The sequence below is a fragment of the Bartonella sp. HY328 genome, from assembly GCF_025449335.1.
Lineage (GTDB): Bacteria > Pseudomonadota > Alphaproteobacteria > Rhizobiales > Rhizobiaceae > HY038.
The window spans coordinates 1,900,529-1,919,247 of record NZ_CP104883.1 but is presented as its reverse complement, the minus strand read 5'-3'; the positions used below and the strand labels follow the sequence as shown (position 1 = coordinate 1,919,247).

The following is an 18,719-nucleotide window of genomic DNA, read 5'->3' as shown; positions in this document are numbered from 1 at the left end:
TAAAAGGGTTATATGATGTCGCGGGATGAAAATGCTAACGGGCCATCTGAAGATCACGGTAAAAATAGTTGGGCGATATTTGGTAGGGTCATATCTGTATTCCTTATCATAGGTGGTTGTGCGAGTGCCTACTATGCATATCAGATGAAGCTTGACCCGCAAATTCTACTAGCAGTTTTATGTGGTTTTTCAGCAATTGGTCTATTTTTTTTACTGTGTACTACTTTAGGAGTATGTCGTTTCACGACAGCTGACCCGCGCAAAAGTTCTGTTGTGAAAATGCTTGATCATATGCCTGATGCAGTTGTCATTACTGATAGCACAGGCACTATTCGTTATATGAATTCTGCCTATAGACAATTAGCTGGAGAAAAGTCTTATACACCTGAAGTCTTGTTTAGTAAAAATGAAAAGGCCGCACAGATAATATATAAGCTAAACCTTGCTGCTCAAAGTGATAATAATGCTTATGAAGAATTACGCATTCCTGGCGGTTTGGCTAAAATAGGTGAGCATAGTAAAAGTTTTGTTTATGGAGTTAATGTAAGCCCTATGGAGGTAGAGGGCGAGCGTTTTATTATTTGGAATATTGCTGATTTTACTGAATTGCGTGATCGGCAAGAAAGCCTATTTGAGGATTTGCAAGAAGCGATCTATCACCTTGATAACTCGCCTGCCGGCTTTATATCGTTTAGTGATGATGGACAAATAAAATATATGAATACAACGCTTGCCGAATGGTTGGCTGTTGATATTGCACAATTTCCATTGCAAGATTTTAATTTTATTAATTTTATTGGTGCAGAGAGTTTTGCTCACATCAATAAAGCAATTGCGGGCAACAACACAAAGAACCTTGTTTTTGATTTAGAGCTATCTTATGCCTCTGCTTCGCCTATCGAAGTAACTATGTATATGGCCGCTATGACTGGTGCTATTACTGGTGAAGATAGAAGGGCACTTCTATTATTACGCGCAGATCAAAAAAATGATATTACACGATCGCTAGGTCTAGTAAAAGAGTCACAAAATCTTTCTTATATGAGTGGCCAATCACTGGATGTTTTTGACGCAAATCCAATCGCAATGGCTTTAGTTGGATCTCATGGTGAAATAATCAATCATAATCAAGAGTTTATAAAATCCATCTCGATAAGCAGTGATGATAGCATGGTAAAGAACCTTGCGAACCTTATTCATCCGCGTGATCATATCCGTTTAGAGCAAATTTTAACCAACTCGTTTTCTGGTGCAAAAAATATTGCCTATCTTGATACTTCATTGGTGAATCGTGAAGATGGGTATATTCGGCTGTATTTTAGTCAATTGCCGATAACCACCAATGGTAGCGAACCTTTACTAATTGTTTCTGTTGTAGAAATTGCCGAGCAACGCGCCTTAGAGCAACAAGTTGAACATGGTCAAAAAATGCAAGCTGTCGGACAATTAGCTGGTGGTATTGCCCATGATTTTAATAATGTGCTTACCGCGATCACGATGTCCTGTGACCTGTTATTGCTTAGCCATCGCAGCTCAGATCCATCGCACCCTGATATTATGAATATTAAAAATAATGCTGACCGTGCGGCGGCATTAGTCCAAAAGCTTTTAGCATTCTCTCGTCGCCAAACTTTGCGCCCTGAAGTACTTGATTTGACCGATGTTTTATCGGATTTTAGATTGCTGGGCGACAGGCTTATTGGTACCAGCATTAAATTAGTGATCGAGCATGGGCGTGATATTTGGCCGGTAAAAGGTGACCTAGCCGAGTTGGAGCGGGTTTTTATGAACCTTACAACCAATGCGCGGGATGCCATGCCCGACGGTGGGCTTTTAACTATTAAAACCGCTAATTTACCGGCTTCACAATTATTTCCATATGAGCGCCCAACACCGCTTGAGCAAGATTATGTTCTTATCGAAATTAGCGATACAGGAACAGGAATTCCTAGTGAAATTTTAGAGAAGATTTTTGATCCCTTTTTCACGACAAAAGAGCTTGGCAAGGGTACAGGCCTTGGCTTATCAATGGTTTACGGTATTATTAGCCAAACGGGCGGCTATGTTTTTTGCTCATCCCAAATCGGTGTTGGTACCAAATTTAGTATTTTGTTACCGCGTTATATTCCAGCAATAGGCGTAGATGAAGAACCCAAAAAGCTTGAAGTTAAGGCTATAGAGCATAAATCTGTCGATCTTTCCGGCTCGGCCACTGTATTATTAGTTGAGGATGAGGATGCTGTACGCAAGGGCGGTGTTAAAGCATTACAATCGCGTGGCTATACTGTTTATGAAGCAGCAAGCGGTGTTGAAGCTCTTGAAGTTATCGAAGAATGTAACGGTGAAATTGATATAGTCGTTTCGGATGTGGTTATGCCAGAGATGGATGGTCCAAGTTTATTGCGAGTACTACAAAAGAAATATCCTTATATTAAATTTATCTTTGTATCAGGTTATGCAGAAGATGCTTTTGCTAAAAATTTGCCAGAAGGTGCTAATTTTACATTTTTACCTAAACCGTTTTCATTGAAACAGTTAGCAACCGCCGTTAAAGAAGTGCTGCAAGAGGATGTAGCTTAATTTACATTCATGGCTAATGGTCGGGTAGATGATTGGATATTTTCTACCCCTTAGGATGTATATCGGCTTGGAAACTCAAAACCAAGCTTCCTTTGTTGAAAAAATGTTTGAAGTTGGTGCGTTGTGGTTGCATTTCGCGTAATTTATTTACTTTTATAATGCGATTTTTCAATTTTTCTAATTTAACATTAAATTGGCTATAAGGCTTTAAATCACATAAAATCTGTTTTATAAACTTTCCTATGCTTTATCCTTAATTCATAATAGCATATCCTATAAATTTATGTTTTGATCTGGGAGTATCATATATGCGCTTATCTATGAAATCCATTTTTTCTGCTGCTCTTCTTTCCAGTTGTTTTTTTGCGACAAATGCATCTGCGGACATTACCATCGGCTTCATCGGGCCTGTAACGGGCTCAGTTGCCGCTTACGGTGTACAGGCGAGCAATGGTACTCGTATTGCGATTGATGAAATTAATAAAAATGGTGGCGTCAACGGCGAAAAGCTTGTTTTGAAGATTTTTGATGATGCGGCAGAGCCCAAGCAAGGTATTTCAGTTGCCAATCAAATTGCTGGTGAAGGTATTCTTTATGTTGTCGGACCAGTAACCTCTAACTCGGCAATGCCAGTTTCAACTATTCTACAAAATAATGATATTTTGATGGTAACACCGTCATCAACAACCCCTGAGCTATCCGCACGTAATATGTGGAATGTATTTAGAACAATAGGCCGTGACGACCAGCAAGCAGATTTTGCTGCGCAATATGCACTGGCTCATTGGAAGGGAAAGAATATTGCAATTATCCATGATAAAGCCACTTACGGCAAAGGTCTTGCAGATGCATTTAAGAAAACTTTAAATGATGGCGGTGAAAAAGAAGCCTATTATGGTTCAATTACGCCTGGTGAGCGCGATTACAATGTTATTGTGAGCCGTTTGAAATCTGATAATATTGATTATGTTTACTTTGGTGGTTACCACCCAGAGGCAGGTCTTCTTTTGCGCCAAATGCGTGAACAAGGCGTGAAGGCGATCATGATTGGTGGTGATGGCCTTAATACGTCCGAATTAGGAACAATTGCTGGAGATGCAGTTGAGGGCACAATTTTCACAAATCCTGCAGATTCATCGAAAAATCCTTTGGCAAAAGAAGCACTAGAAGCGCTCAGTGCCAATAATATCCCTGCTGAAGCCTTCACAATGAATGGCTATGCTGCTGTGCAAGTGATTGCTTTTGGTATTGAAAAAGCTGGAAGTCCAGATGATGCACAAGCTGTTGCTGAGGTTCTTCATTCTGGTGAGAAAATTCCAACGGCCATTGGTGAAATTACCTATGGTGAACGTGGGGATATGACATCGAAAACATTTTCTCTCTACAAATGGGAATCTGGTAAGATTGTTCCAGTAGAATAACATTATAGCGCCCCTACCTCGGCTCGTGGGGGCGCAATAAGCTAAACTATCGAGTTTTATTTAATCTGTTGGATATTAAATCAAAAAGAAGCTTATTCTTCTTCATTTTGGTCTGGCTCGCTTTCATACATATTTTCGCTTATGATATCTGCGTCTTCATTATCAAGAGGATTGTCAATATCATCTAGATATTGATGTCGCTGTCTTTGTTGTCTTGGTGTGCCTCCCTCTGTCACTTCATCAAAGATATCAACCGTATCAACAGGACCGTTCTCATTATCATCTTGTTCATCAAGCTTTTCTACGTCAATTATTTTGATTTTTTGGCCATGCGTTTTATGATCAACCATTTTATTTCCTTACTGATAAATTTAGAAAACTTGATAAACAAAGTTAGCCCATCAGGCTTTCTTATAGAATTAATAAAAGTGCGCTAAAGCTTGGCTCAATATTTTCCAAAAATAATTTCAAATTAAAATAAGCAACAAGGTAATGTTGCTTTTGTTGCGTCAGCCGTTAAATCTTACCTTACTTATATCAACATACAAGCCTGAAACGATAAGTATTCTGTGATAGGTGTGGCGTAGTTTCCGCTTGACAAGCCTAGAATTTCTAATTTTTTTTATGATTAACGATTAGCTACAGTTAGCTCGTGATATAAGAGTTTCTTAATTTGGTAATGTTAAATTTATTTGGTTATCATTAAAGGTTTAGCAAAAAGCATAATATCCGCTATTTATAAAAATATTGCGGTATTTTCATTGAAAAGCAGTAGAATGAGTCTTTTAAAGAAGTTTGCAACGGTTGCATCTGGTACATTGATGAGCCGTATTTTTGGGTTTATACGCGAGATGCTAATGGCTGCCGCTGTTGGAACAGGGCCCGTTGCCGATGCGTTTAACGCTGCATTTCGCTTTCCCAACACATTTCGCCGACTTTTTGCAGAAGGCGCCTTTAATTCTGCCTTTGTGCCTTTATTCTCAAAACAAATTGAGGAGGAGGGTATTGAAAGTGCACGTAAATTTTCGGAAGAAGTTTTTGGTGTCCTATTTTCCATTTTGATTGTATTGACAATTGCAATGGAACTATCAATGCCTTTGCTTGTTTCTTATGTTATCGCCCCAGGTTTCACAAGCGATCCGCAAAAATATGATGCCACAGTACGCCTTGCGACTATAATGTTTCCTTATTTAGCCTGTATGTCATTGGCGGCAATGATGGGTGGTATGCTCAATTCGCTACATCGTTATTTTGCAGCAGCTATAGCCCCTGTTTTCTTAAATATTATTCTTATCGGTGTATTAGCGTATGCGTGGTATGCTAAATTGGATGTTTGGCACGTTGGTGTTTATCTTTCATGGGGTGTTTTGGCATCAGGCTTGGTACAATTATTCATCGTATGGGGTGCAGTTTATCATGCTGGCATGAAGATCACACTGCAGATTCCTAAATTAACAGCTAATGTGCGCCGCTTGTTAGTTTTAGCACTCCCTGCAGCTATTACTGGCGGTATTACCCAAATTAATCTGCTAATAAATACCAATATTGCATCAAGCCAATCGGGAGCCGTTTCTTCTCTTGTTTATGCCGATCGTCTCTATCAATTACCGCTTGGGGTTGTCGGTATTGCTGTTGCAACAGTTCTTTTGCCGGAATTATCACGGGCATTGAGAGCAAAAAACATGGAAGAAGCAAGTAATCTACAAAATAGGTCTGTTGAGTTTACGCTGTTTTTAACGCTGCCGGCAGCCGCAGCCTTCCTTGTTATGTCTGAGCCTATTGTGCGGTTGTTGTTTCAACGCGGTCAATTTGATGCAGATGCAACCACGACTGTTGCGTCTATACTGGCAATTTATGGGCTAGGTCTGCCGGCATTTGTACTTATAAAAGCTTTTATTCCGGGTTTTTTTGCACGTGAAGATACAAAAACACCAATGGTTTTTGCTGGTATTTCTGTGATTGTCAATGTAGCTATTGCAATTACGCTTTTCCCCCATTTGTCGGCAAAAGGTATTGCTATTGCTGAAATTGTTGCTGGTTGGGTGAATGCGGTGCTTTTATTAGCAACTCTTGTAAAAAGAGGGCATTGGAATAGGGATAGCCAGCTTTTAAAGCGTATTCCTCGTTTGTTGATCGCATCATTGATTATGGCTGTAGCATTATATTTCGCCATTCAGTATTTTAAATATCCATTATCAGTTGAGGCATCATTGTTCGTTCGTGCGCTAACTGTTACGGGGCTTGTTCTCGGGGCGATGATTGTTTACTTTACAACCGTTTTTGCTATAGGCGGTGCAAGCATTGCAATGTTAAAGCGAGGCCTTAAAAGAAAAAACAAGAAATAGCATCTATTAGAAGTTAGGGTAAAATTCCTGCTATAAAGCTGCATAAGCGTAAGGGGCTTGTTTATGACAAAATATAGGTTGTCAGAAAACAGTGTAAGCGGGAATATTTTTTTAGTGACTCATACACCAATAATGGTTCCAGTTTATTGGAAATCCATTTTAGTAGTATTTATGGCTCTAATGTCTAACTTCTAGCCAACCTAAAAATAGAAAAAAGCGTTGAGCTATGAATGCGCCGCGCTAAAAAACGCGTATTAAGCCCCTCAGTTTTCGTGACTTCAGGCTGATGGTTATGATTGTATCAAGACATAAATTTAAAAATTTGGGGCAAGATATCTTATGGAAAAAACAAGGAAAAATATTTGATGGTGAGCGCGCAGGGATTCGAACCCTGGACCTACTGATTAAAAGTCAGTTGCTCTACCGGCTGAGCTACGCGCTCCCTTACAGCATAATTTGCTGCGAGAAGTGCGCGGAACATACGTTTAACAATGCAAAACGTCAACTGTAAAATAATAAAAATACGTATATAAAATTAATTTATTTCTAAGTATTTGTTTTAAATAAACTTTAGTTTGTTCCTGCCTGTCGGATTCTTGGATTCTTCGACGAAAAACGCCGATTTTATTATCTATAATTAAGTTGAGTAAAACTAAAATAAAAGTATCAATAGATTCTAATTTACCGCTCTAGCGAGTGTAATATTTAGATGAGCTGTATTTAAAGCTGTGTTTCACTTTAGTAGAACACAGTAAGTGATTTGATGATTCTCATTTAAATATTGATCGTAATTTGCGATATAGTTGTGATGCCTTGGTAAGGGCTGCTAATTAAGGCTAATAAGTAATGCTAAATTTTTTATTAGTGGTTTTATCATGGATTACATTGCATTTGTCACTAGCGCGACCTATCCTATAGTCGGAAGTCTGGAGATTCTCTATAAATGTTTTAATTCCGGGACACACCAAGCTATCTGGAAAAACCATTTAAAGCATTTTTTGGTGGTTTTGGTAAAGGAATAGATCTTGCCTCAAATACAATGGGTTATTTCTATAATGAACATTGCGAAATCTTTGATGGTAAAATTGGAGCTGATGTTTTCTTTTTAGGTAAAAGGCGCAAAAAAATGATTGTTCGCCGAGTGGTCGTAAAATGCCCGTATTGCAGCTCCAAAACCTGAAAGTTCGGTAATTTTAGTTAAATTTGCTAATACTTAAATATCTAGTTTAATTTTCATTATTAAAGAGTATGTCAAACCCTAAAATATCATTTATATTGATACATAGCGAAGCTGTCATGTTCTTGACGTTGGTGAACGCACCTATTATCGTATAAATGCCGGTAAAATATTTACTGTTAACAAAATTACGTCAAATGAATTGATAATTCTTAATGGGGACAAGTGCTATTCACCAAAATGAATGGCATTGCTTGAGATATTTTTAATCGTTTTTGAAAGAATGTGAATGATGTTTCAAATCTAGAAAGTTAAAAATCGATTCTTATGGTAAAAAAATAGAAACAAGTAATTTAATTTATTTAACGAAATTATCACCTATAATAAGAATTTTTTTTATTGAATATAGTGCAAAGAATTATTACTATCGTAAACTTTGAATAAATGATCGACTAAGAGAAAGAGTAAAATGCGGAATAATAATATTAACTCCTTTCGTAATCGTGAACCTATGTTTAATATACCTACAGTTGTAGTTGTATGTGTTGTTATTAATATTGCTGTATTTGTATGGGAGCAATATTTTTTGGATTCGGCTGCGAGAGTTAGTTTTAGTTTGCGTTTTGCATTTACTCCTTTAATATTTGGGTCGGAGCAAACGCCCCAAGTTTTGTTAACAGCTCTTACTTATTCTTTCATGCATGGAAGTTGGAGCCATATTGGTATGAATATGCTATTCATTGTAACTTTCGGTTCAGCGCTAGCGCGCCGGATGGGGGTGGGTGGCTTTCTTATTTTTTGGCTAGTAACTGCTGTAGCCGGCGCGCTTTTTTACTATATATTTAATATTGATAGCCCAAATTCAGTTGTTGGTGCGTCGGCGGTTGTATCGGGTATGCTAGGTGCGATTGCACGATTCGGCTACGGGCGATCCTTTTTCCATCCAGCTCTATATGGTGATATACTGCCGATACGTATCGCCATTCGCTCACGTGATATTGTTACTATTATGGGTTTTTGGTTGATTTGCAATTTACTATATGGGGTGTCGGGCAGTATGTTTGATGGTAACATTGCTTGGCAGGCCCATATTGGTGGTCTTCTTGCTGGTTTTCTGTGTGTGGGGCTTTTTATTCCCAAGCGAAAATAATTAAGCTATTAAACACGCTGATTTACATCATGTAAGGACTTTTTGTTTTTAGCATCCATTGCATTTGTTATAAATGGATTGTGTTGTACTCAATGATTTAGAGTGCTGCCTCTTGTTTTATGTTTGAGTTTTTTGATGATTTCTCGATGCATATCTTGTTGAGAATTAGCTGTTGATTGCGTTATTGTTAAAGACTGAGATCAGTCATTCTGGCTTAAGTGAAAACTTAGTTCATCAAGAATCTGCGTATATTAATTAAATATGCGATTTATAATCTGTAAAAATAAATTCAAATGTTTTAAAAAAATTAAGCTTTCTAAGTGGTGTTTACTCGGCGTTCAGTCGTTCCATTTTGTTAAACTTGACTGTGGCTAGCTGCAAGTAAGTGCGCTTAGTTAAAGCGGTGCAGCAGTTTATGAACGAGCCATAATAGCAATTTACGATAAATACTAACCATTTTAACAGCTATTTCAATCAGTTATTCGGCAATATATATTTCAATTTTTTACTAGTTTCATTGATAGTAAAATTTTGTATATTTATAAATATATTTTTTCTAAGCTAAGACCAATAAAAATAATTATTTTGAAGTGAATTAAGTCTTATAGGATTACCGATTTTAGTTTAATTTTTTAAGTTCGACTAGCTGTTGTCTTATTTGGTATTAATAATGCTACAGTTAGATAATAATTTCATCGATTGTAATTTTTTCATAATCCATAAAAACATCTAAAATTACTTTATAGTGAGAGCAAGTTAATGACACCTCTTAGGGTGGAATGTGCAATGGATGGATAATCGTAGGTCTCGGAATAAAGTATTGGTTTTTTGCGAATTAAGTTAAATTGCAATATATAACTGTTTTAACATTGCTATATTCAAAGGCATTTTACTTCTCATTATTAAAATATATCGTATTGCGGTTTAGATCAATGAAACGGATATCTAACGCCGTTACAATGTTTTTTTATTGCATTGTTTTAAAATAAGGCGAATGGTATTTTAATAATAGCTTTTTAATAACTTAAACTTAAATTTAGAGTAAAATAATAGGCGGTATTATGTCCATTTTGTCTTATAATTTGCTGTTTTAAGTATAAATATCGTAATAAAAAATTTCTAAAATATATTCGTATATTAGTTGTTTAATATCTTAATATTCTAATATAGATATTAGTATATTAAGATATTAACAGTTTTTAAAATGTTGCTTTTGTGCATTACGTGCATATTTTAATAAATTCTATATTGATTTAAGCTATATTGAATGATAAACAACAGTTAAGCGTTTAAGTCGGGGGCGATTTGATGTATTAATTTGAAGTAAAATATTTATTTCTTTTAGTATTTTGATTTAACTCTTTATTATTAATTACAATCATTTGAAGTCTATTTTATATTTCATTGTTTGTTTGTTTTAACTTGCCTGGGGTAGGTGAGTTAATTTAATAAAGAGTCTTCGATTTTCGTGAAGTATTATTTGGATTGCCATTGGATTGCCATTGGTAATGTTAAATTCTGCATAGGGTGTGCAGAATTAAATAAACTGTGCTTAGAATTAGGAGTTATCAAATGAAACGTATTATTTTAAAAACTTTGACTGCTGCAGGTATTATGGCTTTGGGGGCAGGTTTGGCTCAGGCACAATCACCAAATCCAGCTACTGCAAATTTGCAGGTTGAAGTTACTATTACAACTGGTTGTACAGTAAATTTCCCTAATAATTCTGGTAATGTTAATTTTGGTACCTATTCACGCATTTCAACAAACTTGATTGAAACACGTGAAGTTGTTGTTGATTGTAACGCAGGTACTGCAACAAATGCTGGTGCTTATACTTTGACCCTTGGTCAAGGTAATAATTGGGCCGCAGACGGTAGTTTTAGTGAAGGTCGTAAGCTTCGCAGCGGTACTAACTTGATTAACTATGATGTTTATCAAGCTGTTAACTTGGCTTCACGTAGCTGTGGTGGTCAGCGTTGGGATGCAACACCTGCTGGTTCATTTACTGGTACTATTGATAATACCGGTGGTAGCATGAATGGTTCCAAAACCCATTATTTTGCAATTTGTATTCCAGCTATTCCAGCTAGCCAGACTCAGCCAGCCGTTGGTACTTATACTGATGCATTGGTTGCAACACTTACCTACTAATAGCTAATGCTCCCTTCTGGGGGCTGGGGTGGGGGAAACTCCATCCCAATTTTATTTTTTTGATTTTAAATTTGATGGATAGTTACATGCGAATTTTAGCTTTTATCTTAGTTTACTTGGCTTTGGCGACTGGGGCAGTGCAATCGCAAGAATTAGCTAATGGTGTGAGCTTAACTGTTATGCCATTGGTTTTGGATGTAAAGCCGCCAAAGGTTTCAGACAATATCATGGTTCGAAATACGAGTCGAATGCCAGTTCGCCTGCAGGTCCGCGCTTATCGTTGGCAGCAAAAGGGTGGCAAGGATTATTATGCCCCAACAAATGATGTAATTGTTACTCCGCCCTTTGTTTCTGTTAAAGCTGGTGGTGTTGCAACAGTTCGTGTGTCGCGGGTGGCAAAGGGCGCTGTAACAAAGCAAGAGACTTATCGTGTCTTCGTTGACCAAATTCCGCCTTCTGCATTGCGGACAAATGGTGCAGGTGAATCTTCTGCAGGGGTTAGTATGGTTTTACGTCAGGTTGTTCCAGTGTTTTTCTCTCCGGGTACCGGTGGAGGAACAGCGGTTCAGTCTGGTATGTCTTTTGTTGCTCAACCTGCAGCCGGTGGTTTTAATGTGACTGCAACCAATCGAGGCAGTAATCGTGTTCGTATGGCGGATGTTTTCCTTCTTGCTGGTGGTCAGGTTATTGGAAGTAAGTCGAAGCTTGCTGGATATGCTTTACCCGGATCTGCCTTTCGATTTTTTGTTGCAACTAAGGGAGGTGGTAAGCCCGATGGTATAAGATTCACCTCTGATGCGGGGCAGGTCGAGTATCCAGTTCAATAGTCAATGTTTATGTGGGTAGTCGGTTGAATTTTCGGTCGGGTTTGTGCGGGACAAATTAGACCGAATGGCATTGCTTATGCCTAAGAGTTTAAATTCCTATGGGGGCATATAGGATGATTAATAAGTACAGTAGAAAAACTGGTATAAAGCTGCTTTCTAGTTCAAGTGGCATGGCTCTGTTATTGGCTGGTGGAACTTTTTTAGGATGTTTTACTGCAGATGGTTTTGCACAGGAGATAAGCGATAATGTGCAATGGATGACATCTGATGAAGTCGCTAGTTCTAATTATACAGGTGCAACGAATAACCACACTGATGCTGTTGATGAATTAGCTGCCCTTGGTTATCAAGAGGGGGCTTCTGTAGGGCCAGCACTGGATACTGTGTCAGCTCAGCAAGCTGATGCTTTCGTTGATGTTACTGTTAATGGTGAAACTCGTCCTAATGTTATTGCTATCCGTCAGTTGGCAGATGGTTCTTTTATTATGAATGCAGATGTCTTGAGGGGAATTGGTATTCTTCCTCAAAGGTCTGCTACGGATCGCGATGGGTGGGTCAATTTATCTGCTCTTAAGAATGTTCAATTTACATTTGATCCACGTACTGAAGTTTTAGCATTTGTAACTACGGATCCTGATGCTCTTGCTCCCTATGCTTTAAGTCTTAATCCTTTAGCTGCTGCTGCGCGTTCTGGTGGTGCTGAGGGTGAGTTGAAGCCACAATCGGATTTTGCTGCAGTTTTAAATTATGATATTTTTGCTGATTCTGGTCACGAAAACTTCAAAGATATTTGGGATTTTCAGGGTGTTTCAGCCACTATAGATGGTCGTATTTCAGGGAAGTTTGGTACGTTTTACACATCTGAACTTTTGCGTTATTCCTCGCAAGGGTTTGGACGGAATCGAAGCGATGCTATTCGCTTAGATAGCTACTGGACCTATTCAGATGAAAAGCGTCTGATGACTTACCAAGTGGGTGATTTGATTACTCGAAGTGTTGCTTGGTCACGCTCGACCCGTTTAGGCGGCGTTCAACTTCGCAGAAATTTTGATTTACGGGATAATCTTGTAACTATGGCTTTGCCTGAAGTTTCAGGTTCAGCTGCGGTTCCATCAGCAGTAGATCTTTATATTAATAACGCGCAACGAGCTGTTGAAAATGTGCCAACCGGTCCTTTTTCTCTAACCGATATTCCTGTAGTGACTGGCGCCAATTCGGCTCGTCTTGTTGTACGTGATGCGATGGGACAAGAAACTGTAAAGGAAATATCATTTTACGCTTCTAGCGATCTATTGGCTCAAGGGCTTTGGGATTTCGCAGTAGAAGCTGGTGTCCCACGTACCAATTATGGTAGTAAATCTGGTAGCTATTCGAGTGATTTCTTCGTATCTGGTACGACACGCTATGGCTTTACGAATAGCTTGACCGGCGAAGCCCATGCAGAAGCTGGAAGCCATTTTTTTAATGGTGGTTTAGGCGCTGTATTTACGTTAGCTGATTTTGGTCGTCTTTCTGTCGCCGGTAGTGCTAGTAGCTATAGAAGTGAAACTGGGCAACAGCTTTATGCAAATTTACAGTTACAGCGCTGGGGCTTTTATTTTAATGCTATGACGCAACGGACTTATAGCAATTATAATGATATGGCATCAATTGTTGACCGCAAAAATCGCAATATTACTGAAGATATAGATTGGGAAAATATTGATTTTTCTAATGACCGTTTTCGTGGCTATACTCGTGCCTCTAGCAGGCCTGCGAAAGCGATTAACCAATTGTCTTTAAGTACAAATTTGCGGTTTGATCCTGCTACAATTACCTTGAGTTATACCGAAGTTGATTATTGGGATCAAAAAGATTCCAAATATTTAAGTATATCTAGTAGTCGTAGTTTCGGGAAGGGTATAAATGGTTATGCGACTGGCTTTGTGAATTTAAAAGATTCAAACGCCTATAGTGTTTTTGCAGGCTTATCCTTCACTTTTGATAAAGGATACAGCGCATCAGCCAATGTTACTACTGATCATGAAGGCTCTCGCTTCACGTCGCAAGTTGGTAAAAGTTTGGGTGGCAATGTTGGCGATTACGGGTGGGCAATTCGTGATACTGAAGGCAAGCGTACGCAACGTGGTGCAGACGGTCAATATCGTACTTCTGTTGCTTTACTTGGGGCTTCTATTGATCAGTACGAGGATACTTGGCGCGCTACCGCAAGCGCTTCGGGTGGTTTAGTATATGCTGATGGCGCTTTGATGCCAACAACACGTATCAATGATTCATTTGCTGTTGTAAATACTGGTATAGCCGATGTCGGCGTTAAAGTTAATAATCAGAAATATGGTAATACTTGGCGGAATGGCCGATTAGTTGTGCCAGATCTATTATCCTATACAACTTCAAATATTTCGTTAGATATGGATAGTTTGCCTGCTGATGCTATTGTTGAAAAAACAGATGAGGATGTTCGCCCTGCCGCGCAAAGTGGCGTTGTCGTGCATTTTGGCGGAACCACAGGCGATCAATATTTATATGTCTCATTAAAAAATCCGAATGGGAATGCAGTTGAAGTTGGATCTTATGCACAGGTTGCAGGGTCTGATGTTGGGTTTGATATTGGTTATGATGGACTTGCTGTTATTCAACTTAGTCAGCTTAGCTTGCCGGCAACACTGCATGTTTTAGAAAAAAATGGAAATACATGTGAAGCTATTATTGAAGCCTCAGTTAGTTCTGGTTTGCAGTCGGGTAGCCAAACTATAACATGTAAACCGATGGGAAGTGTAATTCGAAGATAGTAATTTTATGTAAATTATTATTAGTTGTATACTGTTCTAAATACTAATCTTTGTTTGTTTTAAACGTGGTGGAAGTATTTTATTGATAAGTTAAATTATTTATATTCTACTTTTTATATGATTTTCCATGTTCGTTTATATTGTAGATTAATATTAGAGGATTTTGAAAATATGTATTCAGACAAGAATAAAAGCACAAAAACTGCTTCATGGTGTGTATTGAAAAACACTTTGTTGGCTTCCGTTTTTGTTTTTTCTTTTGCTAATAATGTTTCCGCTCAAAGTGCCTGGTTGCCGGATCGCATGATATGTACGTTAACTGGTACAAACCTAATTAATTTTGGCATTATTAGTGGCTTTGAAGATAGGGTGTTGACAGCGTCTAGCGACATACAGCCACAATGCAAAAGTGATTATTTTACTCAAGATAGTAATAATAATTGGATTGTAAGTGGCTCTGCCTGTGTTGGCGTGACCGCTCTCGAATCACCTAAAGATATAGAACCAAGGTATCTTTACCTTAAGGGTGATCGCACCTCTCCATATAAGCTGCCGTATAATTACTATATCAATTTCGCTAACAATGGCTTAGAGGTAGGCGACGGCGATACCACACCAGGTGCTTCTCTGTCCTACGCTGGTGCAATACGTTCGGCTACTTCAATGCCAACCGCACCTGTTGATGTTGATCTGCGATTCAGTTTGATTGCCCGATATAATTTTCATTATACCAATCTTCCTATAGGCGAATATTGGAATGAGTATACTATAAATATGCGAACTGGAGCTGGTGGGTCTAGTCCTTCGTCAATGACTTTATGTGGTGGTTTTCCCAATGTCGTTAACCCAATTACAGTAAGAGTAATGGCTAAAATTGAGTCTTCATGTATGGTCACTACGAAGCGCAACATTAATTTTGGTTTACATACGCGCTTAACTCCCAATATGACTGCTTATGGAGAGTTGAGTGTGCGGTGTAATTCTGACGCAAATTATCAAATAGGGTTAGATGGTGGGCGTAATAAGAATACAACAGATCGTAGAATGTCTTTACAATTACCTAATGGAATGTATGATAGTTCTAAAACAATTGCATATGATGTCTATTTGCCTAATACTCGCAGTAATTGGGGAAATGAAAGGGGCGTAGATACTTATAAGGGTGTTGGCAATAATTCTGAGCAAACTATTCGGGTTGATGCTCAAATAAATCCACAAGGTAATCAACAGCCGGAAGTTGGCACTTATAGCGATGTTTTGGTTGTTTCAGTATATTTCTAACCAGCTACATGATAAGCTAGATTATCATTCGATTGTTTTGCCGTTTAAGTTGATCATGTGTTTTCATTTTTATTTTGCGGTCTAAAGACTTCGCAAGGGTTTTGTCCCGCTATGTCTTTTTAATCTCATCTGTTGGATCTACACTTTGAATTTAATGATTTTTAAAGCCAAAACAAATATTTCTTGCTTTTAATTAGGTGTTTAGGTGTCCTACTGCGAAGAAAAATGCATAAGAGCTGGATATGGAATAGCTTATGCTTGATGCAACGATTAATCGTGCTCATGCACCGGCTGCGGAGCGCAGCAAAAAAGGAGAGGCTTGATGCCCATCGGCTTGGTTGTTCCAAGGGCGGTTTGACCAGTAAAATACAACTTGTTGGTAATGTTTTGGGGACACCATTACGTATAATTGTAACACCGGGAAATCGTAATGCTATCACGCAAGTTAAGGAGTTTTTTAGAGGTTTTAAAGCAAACTTTTTGCTTGCGGATAAGGGAAATGATGGTCAGCATCATCTTGACATGGCCAGTGCAGCACAGGCAATACCGGTTGTTGCACAGCGCTTGAGCGCTAATTGGTGTCGCTATTTGGATAGGCACATCTGAAAAGCACGTCATATTTTTGAATTTTTTCAAAGCTTAAGCAATTCAGACAGATTGCAACCCTATTTGATAAACACTTGCAAACTTGGTTTGGTTTCCCCAAAATGTCCTAGATTTAGGTTCAACTCAAATAGTTAATTCTCATCTACAACTTAGTGATATTTCCGTTGATGTTAAACAGGTATATCTTTTTTCAAGCATAAGGCTGGTTTGGTGTCTATTTTGAAATCTGGTGCATCAATAATGATGTGCTAAGGTTTAATTTATTGTTTAGCAAGTTGCTCTAGAGAAAGGGCTATAAAACCAAGTGTTTCGAGCGTATAAAGTGGCCGCATCATATTTTATGTTGGCATAAATCCTTTCGGGTATCTTTTTACTGCAGTTCATAATTAAAGATACGGATAATAGCATTCATAATCCGCCGGTGATCAATGCTTGCAATATCGCGAGATAAGGCAAAATGAAGCGTTAAGCCTACACGCAGATATTTACTAAAAAACAAATCACTGATTAACTGATCCAAAATATAGATCATTAATAATGTTTATCCAGTATATGGTAGGCTCGCAATTGTGCAAATATTCTACATTGTTGCAAGGGGGGGCAAGTGTACCAAGGTGGAGTTTGTCGCCGAAGATGGGACGGACGTCATTTAATGTTTAGACCGGCCAAAACCGGTGAAAGGCTAGATGTTTTATAATGACTTTATTTAATATTGATTTGAGTCATGCAGGTATTGCACCCTCATTATCAAGTTAGTTAAAACAGCAGGAAATATCGTTTTAGAAAAATATTTAGGGTTGAGACTGATTTTTTAATAAAATGGGATGAGAAAAAACGTCAAAAAACTTTGGGATTGCGGAACGCCGACGAAAAAATTATTTAAAGGATTTCTCAGTAAAGTTTTCACATTATTTACGGAGGCTGGCATAAATGATCTGAAGTATAATCATTTCATCCACTTGACAATATTTTAATCAAGTTCTGTGTTGAATGATAATTAAAACGCCACTCACACTCCTTTAATTAAAGGTGGAAGTGCTTTTTTTAATAATCCGAAACGGGTGTTTTCCTACCAGCTTCACGCCCTCTTTCTCTTTTATGTACTCCCCCAAATAACTCGTATCAAGTTCAATTTCACCACACATAAGTTGGTGTGTTTTTTGTTCAAGACGTGAAACTGTTTTCTCTCGTAGCTTATGGAAATAAATTATCGTAGTGTTCCTATTTACTCCTAGTAAGACGGCAAAGGAACGTGCGTTTGAGTCTGCGACTAAAGACTTGATGAGCTTTACCTGTTTTACTTTTGAAAAATACTTTTGCGCCGGCACTTCTCCATCTGATATAAACAGCTTTTTACAACCATCCATTCCCTTGCTATTTAATTTTCACATAAAATCAATTTTAATTTACAGCGTTTAAAAAAATTGAGACGTAAATCTACTGCTATCCGCTTCTTTTGTATGTTCTTAACGTTTAAGCTGCCTTTTTACTCGGATTAACAAATTTAAGCTCTAATCAAAACGACTAGAAAATTAAACTTATTCAAAATCTTTTTTGCCGGTATCTTTTTCTATAAGCATATAATCAAGTGGCAATTCGGTTGTATATTTGATTTGTTCCATTGCAAAAGAGGATGAGACATCACGGATTTCAATTTTGCTAATTAGTTTTTTATAAAAATTATCGTAGGCGCTAATATCTGGTACAACCACTCGTAGGAGATAATCAATATCGCCACTCATTCGGTAAAACTCTACAACTTCTGGAAATTCGCGAACAACCTCTGAAAACCGCTTCAACCATTCGTGAGAGTGAGAGCCAGTGCGAATGGATACAAACACAGTAACCTTTGTGTTAACTTGTTCTGGATCAAGTATAGCAACGCGGCGCTGGATAACACCATCTTCCTCAAGTTTCTGTATTCTGCGCCAGCACGGCGTGGTAGAAAGTCCGACTTTTTTGGCCACATCCGCAACAGCAAGGGTTGCATTTGCTTGAAGAAGTCTTAGTATTTTACGATCTAACCTATCCATTTGTTCCTCGTTTTATTATAGAAAACAGTTAAAACTGATTGTTTTCACTTTTCTTTTTTTGCACGTTTTAAAACTGATCCGTCTTCCGGCGCTATATTAACGGTATTTGTTAAAGCACTCACTCAACGAAAGAACTAAACCCCTGACATCAAGATAGAGTAGATTTACTTTATGACCTGTTATAAAATTTCAATAGTAATTTATCAGAACTATTTAAAAAAATGAATCCCTTGCATAATATTTTTAATCGTAAATTTAGAATAATTTTGCGTTAAAAATTGTATTATTGGAAAAAATATCTTATTTGTCATTTGCTATGAAATGAAATCAAGGCAAGATCGTCTATTTTTATG

At 37.9% G+C, this 18,719-nt stretch carries 12 protein-coding genes and 1 tRNA gene; 9 read left to right on the top strand and 4 right to left on the bottom strand.

Going from position 1 to position 18,719, the window contains the following annotated elements:
* The first annotated feature begins 15 nt into the window (after positions 1-15).
* Positions 16-2,580 carry a hybrid sensor histidine kinase/response regulator gene (locus N5852_RS08110; RefSeq protein ID WP_262097331.1) on the top strand — a complete coding sequence of 855 codons (2,565 nt, stop codon included), beginning with the start codon at positions 16-18 and terminating at the stop codon, positions 2,578-2,580.
* A 308-nt stretch (positions 2,581-2,888) separates the two neighbouring features.
* Positions 2,889-4,001: a branched-chain amino acid ABC transporter substrate-binding protein gene (locus tag N5852_RS08105; protein ID WP_262097330.1), complete on the top strand. Its 1,113-nt coding sequence runs from the start codon at positions 2,889-2,891 to the stop codon at positions 3,999-4,001.
* 92 nt (positions 4,002-4,093) lie between these two features.
* Here N5852_RS08105 and N5852_RS08100 read toward each other — a convergent pair whose 3' ends face one another.
* Positions 4,094-4,351: a hypothetical protein gene (locus N5852_RS08100; protein ID WP_262097329.1), complete on the bottom strand. Its 258-nt coding sequence runs from the start codon at positions 4,349-4,351 to the stop codon at positions 4,094-4,096.
* A 426-nt stretch (positions 4,352-4,777) separates the two neighbouring features.
* On the opposite strand from N5852_RS08100, the gene murJ reads away from it, so the two are divergent.
* Positions 4,778-6,346: a murein biosynthesis integral membrane protein MurJ gene (murJ, locus tag N5852_RS08095; RefSeq protein ID WP_262097328.1), complete on the top strand. Its 1,569-nt coding sequence runs from the start codon at positions 4,778-4,780 to the stop codon at positions 6,344-6,346.
* 366 nt (positions 6,347-6,712) lie between these two features.
* On the opposite strand, the gene N5852_RS08090 is transcribed toward murJ, so the two are convergent.
* A tRNA-Lys gene (locus N5852_RS08090) sits at positions 6,713-6,788 on the bottom strand.
* A gap of 1,204 nt (positions 6,789-7,992) precedes the next feature.
* Here N5852_RS08090 and N5852_RS08085 point away from each other — a divergent pair.
* From N5852_RS08085 to N5852_RS08060, 6 genes are all read left to right on the top strand, one after another.
* Positions 7,993-8,673 carry a rhomboid family intramembrane serine protease gene (locus N5852_RS08085; RefSeq protein WP_262097327.1) on the top strand — a complete coding sequence of 227 codons (681 nt, stop codon included), beginning with the start codon at positions 7,993-7,995 and terminating at the stop codon, positions 8,671-8,673.
* Positions 8,674-10,245: 1,572 nt separating this feature from the next.
* Positions 10,246-10,827 carry a spore coat protein U domain-containing protein gene (locus N5852_RS08080; RefSeq protein ID WP_262097326.1) on the top strand — a complete coding sequence of 194 codons (582 nt, stop codon included), beginning with the start codon at positions 10,246-10,248 and terminating at the stop codon, positions 10,825-10,827.
* An 86-nt stretch (positions 10,828-10,913) separates the two neighbouring features.
* Positions 10,914-11,654, top strand: a complete 741-nt coding sequence (locus N5852_RS08075; RefSeq protein WP_262097325.1) for a fimbrial biogenesis chaperone — start codon at positions 10,914-10,916, stop codon at positions 11,652-11,654.
* 113 nt (positions 11,655-11,767) lie between these two features.
* Positions 11,768-14,446 carry a fimbria/pilus outer membrane usher protein gene (locus N5852_RS08070; RefSeq protein ID WP_262097324.1) on the top strand — a complete coding sequence of 893 codons (2,679 nt, stop codon included), beginning with the start codon at positions 11,768-11,770 and terminating at the stop codon, positions 14,444-14,446.
* A 171-nt stretch (positions 14,447-14,617) separates the two neighbouring features.
* On the top strand, positions 14,618-15,727 hold the full coding sequence (locus tag N5852_RS08065; protein ID WP_262097323.1) for a Csu type fimbrial protein: 1,110 nt from the start codon (positions 14,618-14,620) through the stop codon (positions 15,725-15,727).
* Positions 15,728-15,988: 261 nt separating this feature from the next.
* A complete protein-coding gene (locus N5852_RS08060; RefSeq protein WP_262097322.1) occupies positions 15,989-16,333 on the top strand; it encodes a hypothetical protein in 345 nt (114 codons plus the stop codon).
* Between the two features lie 1,019 nt (positions 16,334-17,352).
* Here the strand turns inward: N5852_RS08060 and N5852_RS08055 are convergent.
* Positions 17,353-17,700, bottom strand: a complete 348-nt coding sequence (locus N5852_RS08055; RefSeq protein WP_262097321.1) for a hypothetical protein — start codon at positions 17,698-17,700, stop codon at positions 17,353-17,355.
* A 171-nt stretch (positions 17,701-17,871) separates the two neighbouring features.
* Positions 17,872-18,366, bottom strand: coding sequence for an Lrp/AsnC family transcriptional regulator (locus N5852_RS08050; protein WP_262097320.1), 495 nt, complete (start codon positions 18,364-18,366; stop codon positions 17,872-17,874).
* Positions 18,367-18,719 lie beyond the last annotated feature (353 nt).

What these genes read in the sequence shown, in the direction of transcription:
- N5852_RS08110 (WP_262097331.1), top strand. Translation starts at nt 16, where the DNA reads ATGTCGCGGGATGAAAATGCTAACGGGCCATCTGAAGATCACGGTAAA.
- N5852_RS08105 (WP_262097330.1), top strand. Translation starts at nt 2,889, where the DNA reads ATGCGCTTATCTATGAAATCCATTTTTTCTGCTGCTCTTCTTTCCAGT.
- N5852_RS08100 (WP_262097329.1), bottom strand. Translation starts at nt 4,351, where the DNA reads ATGGTTGATCATAAAACGCATGGCCAAAAAATCAAAATAATTGACGTA.
- murJ (WP_262097328.1), top strand. Translation starts at nt 4,778, where the DNA reads ATGAGTCTTTTAAAGAAGTTTGCAACGGTTGCATCTGGTACATTGATG.
- N5852_RS08085 (WP_262097327.1), top strand. Translation starts at nt 7,993, where the DNA reads ATGCGGAATAATAATATTAACTCCTTTCGTAATCGTGAACCTATGTTT.
- N5852_RS08080 (WP_262097326.1), top strand. Translation starts at nt 10,246, where the DNA reads ATGAAACGTATTATTTTAAAAACTTTGACTGCTGCAGGTATTATGGCT.
- N5852_RS08075 (WP_262097325.1), top strand. Translation starts at nt 10,914, where the DNA reads ATGCGAATTTTAGCTTTTATCTTAGTTTACTTGGCTTTGGCGACTGGG.
- N5852_RS08070 (WP_262097324.1), top strand. Translation starts at nt 11,768, where the DNA reads ATGATTAATAAGTACAGTAGAAAAACTGGTATAAAGCTGCTTTCTAGT.
- N5852_RS08065 (WP_262097323.1), top strand. Translation starts at nt 14,618, where the DNA reads ATGTATTCAGACAAGAATAAAAGCACAAAAACTGCTTCATGGTGTGTA.
- N5852_RS08060 (WP_262097322.1), top strand. Translation starts at nt 15,989, where the DNA reads ATGCAACGATTAATCGTGCTCATGCACCGGCTGCGGAGCGCAGCAAAA.
- N5852_RS08055 (WP_262097321.1), bottom strand. Translation starts at nt 17,700, where the DNA reads ATGGATGGTTGTAAAAAGCTGTTTATATCAGATGGAGAAGTGCCGGCG.
- N5852_RS08050 (WP_262097320.1), bottom strand. Translation starts at nt 18,366, where the DNA reads ATGGATAGGTTAGATCGTAAAATACTAAGACTTCTTCAAGCAAATGCA.